This window comes from Pseudomonas sp. QL9 (genome assembly GCF_041409665.1).
Taxonomy (GTDB): Bacteria; Pseudomonadota; Gammaproteobacteria; order Pseudomonadales; family Pseudomonadaceae; genus Pseudomonas; species Pseudomonas knackmussii.
The window spans coordinates 3,790,428-3,802,411 of record NZ_CP166971.1 but is presented as its reverse complement, the minus strand read 5'-3'; the positions used below and the strand labels follow the sequence as shown (position 1 = coordinate 3,802,411).

At 64.7% G+C, this 11,984-nt stretch carries 8 protein-coding genes and 1 pseudogene; 3 read left to right on the top strand and 6 right to left on the bottom strand.

All coding sequences use genetic code 11. The features are described 5' to 3' along the window. Positions 1–205: 205 nt before the first annotated feature. On the top strand, positions 206–1,198 hold the full coding sequence (gene cra / locus ACA097_RS17825; RefSeq protein WP_371364928.1) for a catabolite repressor/activator: 993 nt from the start codon (positions 206–208) through the stop codon (positions 1,196–1,198). A gap of 5 nt (positions 1,199–1,203) precedes the next feature. Continuing rightward, the gene (locus tag ACA097_RS17820) at positions 1,204–1,983 is read left to right on the top strand and encodes a TatD family hydrolase (RefSeq protein ID WP_371364926.1); all 780 of its coding nucleotides are present in this window, start codon (positions 1,204–1,206) and stop codon (positions 1,981–1,983) included. Positions 1,984–2,177: 194 nt separating this feature from the next. Here ACA097_RS17820 and ACA097_RS17815 read toward each other — a convergent pair whose 3' ends face one another. From ACA097_RS17815 to ACA097_RS17800, 4 genes are all read right to left on the bottom strand, one after another. Then, positions 2,178–4,208, bottom strand: a complete 2,031-nt coding sequence (locus ACA097_RS17815; protein WP_160288278.1) for a methyl-accepting chemotaxis protein — start codon at positions 4,206–4,208, stop codon at positions 2,178–2,180. A 156-nt stretch (positions 4,209–4,364) separates the two neighbouring features. Further along, complete coding sequence (ampE, locus tag ACA097_RS17810) at positions 4,365–5,201, bottom strand: regulatory signaling modulator protein AmpE (protein WP_371364922.1); 837 nt, start codon at positions 5,199–5,201, stop codon at positions 4,365–4,367. Further along, the gene (ampD, locus tag ACA097_RS17805) at positions 5,198–5,764 is read right to left on the bottom strand and encodes a 1,6-anhydro-N-acetylmuramyl-L-alanine amidase AmpD (RefSeq protein WP_043254933.1); all 567 of its coding nucleotides are present in this window, start codon (positions 5,762–5,764) and stop codon (positions 5,198–5,200) included. Before ampD ends, ampE begins: the two co-directional genes overlap by 4 nt. A gap of 146 nt (positions 5,765–5,910) precedes the next feature. Beyond that, a complete protein-coding gene (locus ACA097_RS17800; RefSeq protein ID WP_371364919.1) occupies positions 5,911–8,202 on the bottom strand; it encodes a DUF1631 domain-containing protein in 2,292 nt (763 codons plus the stop codon). Between the two features lie 284 nt (positions 8,203–8,486). On the opposite strand from ACA097_RS17800, the gene nadC reads away from it, so the two are divergent. Continuing rightward, positions 8,487–9,335, top strand: coding sequence for a carboxylating nicotinate-nucleotide diphosphorylase (nadC, locus tag ACA097_RS17795; RefSeq protein WP_371364917.1), 849 nt, complete (start codon positions 8,487–8,489; stop codon positions 9,333–9,335). Here nadC and ACA097_RS17790 read toward each other — a convergent pair whose 3' ends face one another. Continuing rightward, entirely contained in the window at positions 9,336–10,406 is a 1,071-nt protein-coding gene (locus tag ACA097_RS17790; protein ID WP_371364915.1) for a diguanylate cyclase, read from the bottom strand. A 210-nt stretch (positions 10,407–10,616) separates the two neighbouring features. Then, positions 10,617–11,855, bottom strand: a pseudogene (locus tag ACA097_RS17785) (transposase). Between the last annotated feature and the right edge of the window lie 129 nt (positions 11,856–11,984).

The window sequence follows — 11,984 nt, the reverse complement described above, 5'->3', positions numbered from 1 at the left end:
GGCAGGAGCCGGGGCGGCCGTAACGGGGCGGTCATCCGCTTGTGTGGTGAACAGCCTTCGCGCTGTCCCCGATTGACCAGCATAGGCCGGTCCAGGCGAGGGGAAGCGCTTTGCTGAATCGTTTCACCTATTGAGACTGGCACGTTACTCGATAATGCGTGATCCTTGGAAGCCTCCAGTTGTCGGCAAGTGTCAGGGGTACCCGTTGAAACTCAGTGATATCGCTCGCCTGGCCGGGGTCTCGGTGACCACCGCCAGTTACGTGATCAACGGCAAGGCCGTGCAACGGCGCATCAGCGCGGCCACGGTGGAGCGCGTGCGCGCGGTGATCGACGAGCACGGCTACCACCCCGACCAGCAGGCCGCGAGCCTGCGCCGGGGGCAGACGCGCACCCTCGGTTTCATCCTCCCGGACCTGGAAAACCCCAGCTACGCGCGCCTGGCCAAGCTGCTCGAACAGGGCGCCCGGGCGCGCGGTTACCAGTTGCTGATCGCCTGCTCCGACGACGAACCGGAAAGCGAGCGCCAGGCGCTGAACCTGTTCCGCGCACGGCGTTGCGACGCACTGATAGTCGCCAGCTGCCTGCCGGCCGACGACGAGGCCCACCAGCAGTTGCTGGCCAAGGGCGTGCCGGTGATCGCCGTGGACCGCCAGCTCGATCCGCAACGCTTCTGCTCGGTGGTCAGCGACGACCGCGACGCCGCCCGGCGCCTCACCAGCACCCTGCTGCAACCGACGCCGCGTCACATCGCCCTGCTCGGCGCCCGCCCCGAACTGATCATCAGCCAGGAGCGCGCAGCCGGATTCGAACTGGCCACGCGGGGCTTCGCCGGCAAGCGCTTCATCGAGCACGGGGCGAACTTCAGCCGTGAATGCGGGCGCCAGTTGATGGATGACCTGCTGCAGCGCCTGGGCTACCTGCCCGATGCGCTCATCACCACGTCCTACGTATTGCTCGAAGGCGTCTTCGACGTATTCCAGGCGCTGCCCGGTGGCTGGCCGAAGGACCTGCGCCTGGCCACTTTCGGCGACACCCAGCTGCTCGATTTCGTGCCGCTGAAGGTCAATGCGATTTCCCAGCAGCACGGGCTGATCGCCGAGCGCGTCCTGCAACTGGCGCTGGGCGCCATCGAGGACGCGCACTACCAACCGGGCGTGCAGCCGATTCCGCGCACCCTGAAACTGCGCGCCGAGTAAGCGCCATGCGCCTGATCGACACCCACAACCACATCGACTTCCCCGACTTCGACGCCGACCGCCCTGCCCTGCTCGAGCGCTGCCGCGCGCTGGGCGTGGAGCGCCAGGTGCTGCTGGGCGTGTTCCGCGAGAACTGGGAGCGGGTGATCGAGCTGGCCGAACAACACACCGAACTGCACGCCGCGCTCGGCCTGCATCCGATCTACCTGGCGCAGCACAAGCCCGAGCACCTGCGGGACCTGCGCGACATGCTGCAACGCCTGGCCGGGCACCCGAAGCTATGCGCGGTGGGCGAGATCGGCCTGGACTACTACGTCGAAGAACTCGACCGCGAAGCGCAGCAGGCGCTGTTCGAAGAACAGCTGCGCATCGCAATCGATGTCGAGCTACCGGTGCTGCTGCACGTGCGCCGTTCGCACGCGGCGGTGATCGCCACGCTCAAGCGTCTGCGCGTGCCACGCCGGGGCATCGTCCACGCCTTCGCCGGCAGCCGCGAAGAAGCCCGCGAATACCTCAAGCTCGGCTTCCGCCTGGGGCTGGGCGGCGCGCCGACCTGGCCGCAGGCCAACCGCCTGCGCAAGGTGGTCGCGGAGTTGCCGCTGGAAGCGATAGTGCTGGAGACGGACGCACCGGACATGGCGCCAGCGATGTACCCCGGACAAAGAAACAGCCCGGAGCACCTGCCAGCGATCTGCGAAGCCTTGGCGGAGCTGCGGGGTGTGAGTGCGGAAGAGCTGGCTGCGGCCAGCACGCGCAACGCGCGGGAAGTGTTCGGCTGGAGCTGAAGAACCGCTTTTCGTAGGAGCGAGCTTGCTCGCGAAGGGGCTACATCGGCGGCATCGGTGTCATGCGGTTCGCGAGCAAGCTCGCTCCTACATGAATCGTGCACATCGCTACTTTCACCAACAACCCGGCATCCGTGGGATGGGGTGCATCCGTGCGGAACCACGGATGCCGGGCTGCAAGCGAAAACCCTGGGTCAGACGCGGAAGGCACCGATCAGGCGCTTCAGCTCGACCACCTGGCCGGCCAGTTCGCGACTGGCCCGCTCGGTCTCGCTGGCGCCTTCGGCGGTGCGCTCGCCGGCCTGGTTGATCTCGACGATGTTCTGGTCGATGTCGTGGGCCACCGCGGTCTGCTGCTCGGCGGCAGCGGCGATCTGCTGGTTCTGGTCGACGATCATGCCGACCGAACCGAGGATGTTCTCCAGCGCCTGTTGCACCTGGGTGGACTGGCTGACGGTACCGTCAGCGGTCTGGTGGCTGCTGCCCATCGCCTTTACCGCCGCATTCACACCGCTCTGCAGCTTGTCGATCATCTGCTCGATTTCTTCGGTGGACTGCTGGGTGCGCTTGGCCAGGGTGCGTACTTCATCGGCCACCACCGCGAAGCCGCGGCCCTGCTCACCGGCGCGCGCCGCCTCGATGGCGGCGTTGAGCGCCAGCAGGTTGGTCTGTTCGGCAACGCCCTTGATCACGTCGAGCACGCGGCTGATGGAAGCGCTGTCGGCCGCCAGCTGGTTGATCACCGTCACCGACTGGTCGAGCTCGGCGGCCAGGCGCTGGATGCTGTTGACCTGCGAATCCACCAGGTTGCGTCCGCTGACTGTTTCCTCGTTCACGCTGTGCGCGCTGCCCACCGCGGCCGCGGCGCTGCGCGCCACTTCCTGGGCGGTCGCCGCCATCTGGTTCATCGCCGTGGCGACCTGCTCGATCTGGTTGCGCTGGCCGGCCACCGCCTGGTTGCTCTGGGTCGACACCGACTCCACGCGCTCGGTCTGCCGCTCCACTTCCGACACGGTGCGGCCAACCTGTTCGATGAGGTCGTGGATCTTGCGCACCGTCTCGTTGAACGCCTGGCCCAGCTCGCCCAGCTCGTCTCGGCTCTGCGCCTGGTAGTTGACGGTCATGTCGCCGGCGGCGACGCGCTCCATCATCTTGCCCAGGCTCTTCAGGGTCGAACGGGTGGAAACGTAGAAGCCGCCGTAGAGGTAGACGATGGCGAGGAACACCACCAGCAGGGCCACCACCAGCAGGACCATCTGGGCCTTCTTGCTGGCCAGGCGCTGCTGCAGCTGGGTGTCGAGGTAGCCGAGCACCTTGTCGTTGAGATGGTAGGTCTGGTCCATGGCCTGGCTGACCTGGTCGTAGAACTGCGTCCAGGGCATGTCGAGGGTGTCGGCCATCACGACCTTCTCCTCGAAGAACTTGCCGAGGCTCTTCAGCGTCTCGCGGCTGGCCACGGCCTGCTCGCCCAGCGCGGCGTGCGCGGCGGGGCTGGAGTCGAGCACTTCCTGGACCTTGAGCCCGTAATCGCCATGCAGCTTCTCGAGATCCTGCAGGAGGTCATCGAACTTGCTCGAAGAGGAAGAGTTGAGGAAGCCCTGCCCCAGGGCACCGGAACCGATGACGCGGCCGCGGCTGATGGTTTCGCTGACCTTGGGCGTCACAGCAGTGATCAGTTCGGCGAGCTGGCGCACTTCGCCGCTGTCGTCCTGGCTCAATCCAGCCTGGCTGACAAGCATCTTGTTGAACACCTGGATGCTGGAGAGCAGATGCCCGGCCATGGCCGCCTTGCTCTGCAGCGCGCCTTCGGCGACCAGCGCCTTGAGCGCATTGAGCAACTCGTCGCGCTTGGCATTGAAGGCGTCCACCTGATCGGCATCCTGCACGACCGGCTGCATCCCGCTCAGCGACTCTTGCAGGCCCTGCTGCAAGTGCGTGATGCGGCTGTCGAGGTCATTGGTGCGCTTGGACTGACCCAGGCTGACGTTGATCTGCAACAGGTCGTTGAAGGCCTCGGCGTCGCGGCGCATCTGCAGGCTGGAGGCAATCAGCTGGAGACTCTGCAATTCGGCGCGCGTCGAAACGAACTGCCGATACGAATCACGCACCAGGTAGAAGTTGGTAACCAGCATCGGGAGGAAGAACAACACGCTGATCAGGCTGAACTTCATACCGAAGCTCAGGCGGTTCATCAGCGCGATGGCGGGGGCGAGCACTGTCTTCACGTAAGACGACTCCTGTTCACTTTATTGTTCTTGTCAGGATTTTCTAGCGGTGTCCGGTCACACCCCGAACGCGCGCAGGCCCCTGTGTAACCGATATCGGCAGGCAGTTCTGTAACTTAAGGTTAAAGGGCCATCACGGGCGACGTGCGGCACTGCTCAGAAGAACAGTGCCTCGAGGGCGAAGATCGAGTACCAGAGCAAGGCCGCGCGAACCAGCAGTTGCCAAAGGGCATCGAGGCTGGCAACACCACGTGCGCCCAGGTCGCTGTCGTTGACGTCTTCGGCGACATAACCGGCCGCCGCAAGCAGGCGCGCCGCCGGCACGTCCCAGGCGAGCAGGTCGTGCAGCAGGATGCGCCCCACCGCGACGAAGTTGCCGACCAAGGCGAAGCTCAGCACCAGGGCGCGGGCCGGCAGCCAGTCGAAGGCGTGGCGCACCTGCGCGGCGCGCTCACGGATTTCCGTGTGCGAAGCATGCTCGACGCTCAGCGCCAGCAGGCGGTAGACCAGCGCCGCCAGCGGACCGAGCAGCGCATACCAGAAGATCACCGCGAAGAAGCTCTGGAACGCCTGCCAGACCAACATGCCGTGGACCTGGGCGAAGAGCTCGCCGTCGTTGTCCGCCTGCACGCCCAGGTCGCGCTCGGCAACATGGTAGGCGCCCTGCACATCCTCACGGCGCCAGGCGTCGCGGAACGGCCCGATGGCCCGGTGCACATCGCCACGCCCCAGGCTCCAGACCACCACCAGCAGGTGCACCGGCAGCGCCAGCAGCCCGTAGGCCACCGGCTGCAGCACGGTCAGCAGCAGCGCCAACAGCAACAGCGGCACCAGCAGCAGGACCAGCAGCCCGAGCCAAGGGCGCGAAGCTAGCGCAGGCATGCCTTCTACCCGCCGCAGCCAGCCGACAAAAAGACCGTCCCGCTGCAGGCGCACGCGCCAGCCAGAAAATTTCTCTACCAGCAGGACCAGCAACAACACGATGAAACTCATGCGGACTCCTTGGGCGAGTCGAGCGAAGCGAGAAAGCGCGGCCAGTCGAACGCAGGCCCCGGGTCGGTCTTGCGTCCCGGAGCGATGTCGCTGTGGCCGCGGATGCGGTCGGCGGTGATGCCCGGATAGGCGCTCAGCAACTGCCTGGCCAATTCGCCCAGCGCGGCGTATTGCGCGTCGCTGTAGGGCTCATCGTCAGTGCCTTCCAGCTCGATGCCGATGGAGAAGTCGTTGCAGTTGTCACGTCCGTCGAACAGGGAAACCCCGGCGTGCCAGGCGCGCTCATTGCAGGAAACGAACTGGAAGACGCTGCCATCGCGCTCGATGAGGAAATGCGCCGACACCGTCATCGCGGCGATGCTTTCGAAGTAGGGATGCTCGTTGGCGTCCAGGCGATTCTGGAAGAAGCACTGCACCTTGCCGGTACCGAACTGCCCGGGCGGCAGGCTGATGTTGTGGATGACCAGCAGGGACACGAGCGTCCCTTCCGGGCGCGCATTGAAATTCGGCGAGGGGCAGTGGCTGACGCCCTGGCACCAGCCGCTCTGGGGATCGAACTGCATAGGGGCTCCTTGGCTGGGCCCACTCTAAAGCAGCTACTGACAGAAGAGAATTACAGCAGAAAGCCACACCGAGAAAACCCTGTAGGAGCGGACCTTGTCCGCGAAGCGCGGGCATGGCCGCCCCCAAAGGGAGGTGTCGCTGCCTGTCAGGCGTTCTTCAGCCGGCGCAGGTTGCCGATCACCGATTCCAGTGCGCGATCGAACAGCAGGGCGTCGTCCAGCAGGCGCACCGCGTTGCGGCGGAACTCCACGGCCAAGCCCATGCGGGTCTTCTCCAGCACCTTCATGCCGGTACGGTTGACGAAGATGTAGCGGCCGCTCGGCTTGATTACTGCAGCCAGCTTGCAACGCAGCTTGTGCTCCTCGTCTTCCTGGATTTCCACCCAGCTGCCGACGCGCAGCTCATCGACCTTGCGCAGCGACTCGTCGTCCTCCGCCAGCAGCTCCTCAGGCTCCGGCGCTCGGGTTTCGCCCGGTGCGACGAGCACGATCTCCTCCACCACGGCAACCATCGCCGGACCTGCCGGCACCGCCTCGACTTCTTCGTCGAGCAGCGGGATACCGTCATCCAGCAGCGCTGCCGGTTCGGCGGAAGCCTGCGCTTCCTCAACCTGCTTGAAGCGCTGGAAAGCCTGCACGTGGAGGCTTTCCAGGCGGCTGAAGAACTCGCCGGTGGAGAACGGATCGAAGGCCGCGCTGGCCAGGCCGTCACGCAGCGACTTGAGCAACTGCGGCACCATCTCCAGCAGGCGCATGCGCGACTCCGGGTCCTCGTGCGGCTCGACGCTCCAGATCAGGTCGTCCATGGTCGCCAGAGCGGATTGCCACTGCTCGGACTCGATGCCGTGCTTGAGGCAAGTCAGCAGCAGCACCTTGCTCCAGGCTTCCTGCAGCAGGCGCACCACCACTTCCGGCAGGGTGCGGCCGAACAGGCGCTGGTTGAGCACCTGCTCCACTTCCTGGCGCGCCATCTCGGCCCGCGCGCGACCTTCCTCGGCATCGCGGGTGCGCTGCTCGAGCAGTTCGCTGCGGCGACGCTCGTCACCGCTGAAGCTGGTGAAGTCCTCGAGCAGCTCGGCGAAGATCGCCGGGTCGTCGACGAAGTCGTTGAGCAGGCGCATCACCACCTGCTCGATCTTCTGGTACAGGCTGTCGCGCTGCAGATCGGTCTGCTCGGCCCAGCCCAGGGCCGCCGAAGCGATCTCGTTGAGCAGGCGGCGTGCAGGGTGGCTGCCACGGCTGAAGAAGGTCTTGTCCAGCACCGCGACCTTCAGCATCGGGATCTGCATGCGGCCGATCAGCGCCTTGAGCGAGTCCGGCAGGGAGCGGTCGTCGAGGATGAACTCGAAGAGCATGGACACCAGGTTGATGACGTCCTCGTCGACCTGGCCGACCACGCGCGAGCGCCCGCTCTTGCTGCTGACGCGAGTGAGCAGGTGATCGAGCTGCTGACGAACGTCGACTTCCTCGATGCTCTGCACCGGCAGGTGGGATTGCAGGTGCGACAGCAGGCGCATCAGGTCGCCGCTGGAAATCGGCATGGCATCGGCGGGCATCGCACGACGCGGAGCCAAGCTGCCGCGCGCCTGGGCGAGCAACGCCTGCAGGGTGCCGAAGGCTTCCTGGTGCTCGACGTCGACGTAGTCGCCACCATCGGCAAGCGCTGCGCCTTCAGCGACGTATTCGGAAGCACTGCGCGATTGCGCGGTGCGTTGCTGCTGTTGCGGCGAGCGACGCTGCGGCGCGGATTTCAGCTCCGGCAACACGCCATGGGCCACCAGTGAATGGTTGGCTTCGGCGTAAAGCTGATCGGCCTCGCTGAGGACGTACTTCTCGAACAGCTTGAGGATGATCAGCTTGACCTTGATCTCCACGCCCAGGCCGCGACAAGCCTCGAGGAACGCCTCGCACAGCGGGCGCGGGCCCATCGGGTTGGTCTTGTCCTCCACCTTGCGGCTGACCAGGGTGTTCAGGCGCGTGGTCAGGTGCGCCAGGGCCACGCCGTCGCGGCTGAGAACCTTGTTGACCATGGCATCGACGGCTACCGACTCTTCCAGCTCGTCGTTCTGCACCAGCGACAGGTTGTCGAAAGACACCGCATCCAGCTGCGGCGCCTTGCCGATCTCGTACTGGTTGAGGTTGGCGAAGTTCTCTACAAGTTTGTGCAGGAAGCCGCGCTCGATGCCCTTGCGCTTCAGGCGCAGGTCACGCATCGCCTCGAAGAAGGCGCTCTGCTCGGTATTGGTGGTGGCCCGATCGGCCATCTCGAAGAGGGTGTCGTCGGCGTTGTCGAACAGCGCCTGCATGGCCTGGCGCAGCTGCAAGACGACCTTGTCGCGCACGGTGACCAGCGCAGCCGGCAGACGGCCGGCAGTAGAAGTCGGCGACTGTCCCGGAGCCGCTTTGTTCAGCGGCACTACGTTCGCGTCGTTCTGCATCGCAAGTCTCCTGCCACCGACCGGGCTCTGGCTGCCGGTGGCACAACGGTTCAGTGAAGCGTTGTCCGTAACGTCAATTGTATGGCGTCAAAAATAGAAATTCCCAGACGCATTATAGAGAAGCCTCCATGACAACCAAGACCCTTCTTACGCATTCTTGAGGAAATTCACACAAGTTCAGTCACCGTCCGTCAGACTCCTTCTTACCGACAGCGTTCCCCGACGAAACACACGAGCGCCGCGCCTGCCCGTATAATCGCGCCACCGCGAAACAGGAGCCCGTCATGCCGAACCTCACCCTTGCCGACCTCACCGGGGAAATCCAGGCCAACGTCCGTGCCGCCCTGGCCGAGGACGTCGGCAGCGGCGACATCACCGCGCAGCTGATTCCCGCCGAGCGCAGCGCCAGCGCCCGGGTCATCACCCGCGAAGACGCGACCCTGGCCGGCTGCGCCTGGGTGGACGAAGTGTTCCGGCAACTCGACCCGAGCGTGCGGGTGGAATGGAAAGCCCGCGATGGCGAGCAAGTCAGCGCCGACCAGACCCTGTTCACCCTGCAAGGCCCGGCCCGCGCCCTGCTCACCGGCGAACGCAGCGCGCTGAACTTCCTCCAGCTGCTCTCCGGCACCGCCACCCGCGCACGCCACTACGCCGACCTGGTGGAAGGCACCGGCGTGAAACTGCTGGACACCCGCAAGACCCTGCCCGGCCTGCGCCTGGCACAGAAGTACGCAATAACCTGCGGCGGCTGCCACAACCACCGCATCGGCCTCTACGACGCCTTCCTCATCAAAGAAAACCACATCGCAGCCTGCGGCGGCATCGCAGCGGCCATCCAGGAAGCCCGCCGCATTGCCCCCGGCAAGCCGGTGGAAGTGGAAGTGGAAGACCTGCAGGAATTCAGCCAGGCACTGCAGGCGGGCGCCGACATCATCATGCTCGACGAACTGAGCCTCGAAGACATGCGCACCGCCGTCCGCCAAAGCGCCGGCCGCGCCAAGCTCGAAGCCTCGGGCGGCATCGACGAAAGCACCCTGCGCACCATCGCCGAAACCGGCGTGGACTACATCTCCCTCGGCACGCTGACCAAGGACGTCAAGGCGCTCGACCTGTCGATGCGGTTGAGCCTGTAATCAGGCCCGACGACTTGCCTCCGCCGCGGAGGCGAGCACGATGCGGTCGCGCCCCTGCCCCTTGGCCTCGTAGAGCGCCTGGTCCGCTCGGCGCAGCCACTCGGTCGAGTCCTGCATCGCCGGATCGAAGCCGGCGATGCCGATGCTAAGGCTGACGCGCAACTCCGGCACGTTGTCCCACTGCTGCGCGATCAGCTCACGACGCAGCCGCTCCAGCACATCGCGCGCGGCTTCCGGCTTCACCCGCGGCAGCAGGATGCAGAACTCGTCGCCGCCGAAGCGCCCGGCAAGGTCCTCGGCCCGCAGGTGCTGCCGAATGAACTCACTCAACCGGCGCAGCACCAGGTCGCCCACCACATGGCCGTGCCGGTCGTTGGCAGCCTTGAAGTGGTCGACATCTATCACCGCCAGCGAGGCGTCCTGCCGCGACTGCCGGCAATGCTCGAACTCCTGCTGCAGGCGCTCCTTCCAGTAGCCGCGATTGAACAGCTGGGTGAGGCTATCCGTACGACTCAGGTCGCGCAGCGCCTTCTTGTGCTTCGACAACTGGATGGCGAGTTGGTAGAGCACGAGGCCAATGGTCATCGGGTGGATGACCAACATAGGAATGCACGCGTAGAGAACGGCCTGGGACGTATTAGGAGAGAAGCCGAACCCGAACAGCAGCCCCGCAACCAGCATGCCGACCGCCTGCAGCAGGAAGCCATTGACCACCAGGCGCGCACCGCCGTTGGCCGTGTTGTTCATCGCGAGCATGGACAACATCATGACCGAAGGCAGCACATTGAACTGGATGGTGCCGATCCAGAAGCCGCCCATCAGCGAGTCGAAAAGCACGAACCGCCGCTCCAGCACCTTCACTGAAGCCGAACGTGACGAGATCTGGTAAGCCACCTGCGGCCACAGGAAGCAGAACCACAACAGCAGCGCCCAGACCCAGGCCGACCGTCCCTGCTCCCAGATCACCGCCGCGACGCAGAAGAACCCGACCGCCAAACCGATGGCCCGCGGCAAAAGCACGCGCCGGGCAAAGGAACGACTGAACCTGGCGCTTTCGCTCGACTGCTTCACCGACCGCTCCATCCCGTACCGAAAGCCCACAAAGGTTGTGGCAGTATAGTCCGGGCCTTGATGGCAATTCGACAGCCAACCAGCGGGAAGCAGTGAAAACAGGGCAGCCAGAAAGCAGAAGGCCCCGCCAAACAGACTGTGTGAAAACACGCTGTGAGCAAGGCTAAGCAAGCGCCCCGACTGGTTCGGGGCGTTTGCTTTTCTGAGGGTTCATCCCATCAGCTCAATCAGGCGACGCGCGCCGAGCACCTGGATCGCGCGCTTGAGGTTGTAGGCCTGCACGGCCAGGGCCATCTCTGTCCTGGCACCCGCTAACTGCCGGAGCAGGAAACGGCCGTTGCCGAATACCCACTGTTTCAGGTTACCGAAGGGGTGTTCGACGATCGCCCGGCGCTTGGCCATCATCTCCGGCCGGGCCTTCAGGCGTTGCTGCATGCGCTCGAAAGCGGATTCATGGGCATGACGGCTGAGATGGCGACGCTGGCTATTCGTGCAACGCGCCTTCAAAGGGCAAGCGCGGCAGTCGCCGGCGATCGCATAAATCTTCTCTGTGCTGCGCACCCGCTTGAGCGGGAGCCACTGGCCTGTCGGGCACTGATAGCGGTCATGCTCCGCGTCGTAGGTAAAGGCGCTTCGGTCGAACAGCGCCGTGCCATTGCCATGATTGTTAACGCCGCGGTTCGGCGGTACATATGCGGTGATGCCCACAGCCTCGCGCGCCTGGAATTGCTCGCCATTGGAGTAACCGGCGTCCGCCGTGACCGTCAGTTGCGCCTGTTCCAGCACGGCTTGAGCGGCTTCCATCGGCTACAACTGGCGAGTGTCATTGCCGTCCCGGGTCACCTCGTGGTGCAGGACCAGTCAGTGCTTGTCATCGACCGCGCTCTGCACGTTGTAGGCGACCCGCGCGCCCTGCGGGGTTCGCATCAACTGGGCATCGGCCTCGCCGATCACGAACTGCTCCAGCTCCTGGGCTTGCATCAGCACCTGGCAGGTCAGGTTGTCTGAGTGCTGGACTGGAATTTGCTGCCATCGATGACCACCAACTGACCACCGAGCAACCCGACCTGGCGGCAAAACTGCACGACAGCTCGCCTGAAACGCCGCGCCATTGTCTTTGCGGAAATCGGCAATGGTCTTGAAGTCCGGCGCCAGGCGGCCCAGCAGCCAAATCACTTCGACATTGCGCTGACATTCGGCTTCCAGTCGGCGCGAGGAGCGAATTCGCTGGAAGTAGCCATACAGGTACAGCTTGAGCAAGTCGGCCGGATCATAGGCCGGGCGCCCGACCTTGCTCGCTTGCGCCTTGCTGAAGCCCAGCCGCTGCAGATCTAACCGCGCCACATAGGCCTCGATCACACGGACCAGATGTTCTTCGGGAACCAACTCATCCAGCGACACTGGAAACAAGCTGCCCTGATCACGCCCTTCACCGCGGATATAGCCCATAAAAGACAATGCCCGTATCGATCGATACGGGCATTGTCTTTGGCTTGTGCTCAGACGGCTAGGTTTTCACACAGTCTGCAAAGCGGAGCCTTCTGTTGAAGCTGGTGCGGTAAGAGGAATCGAATAAAC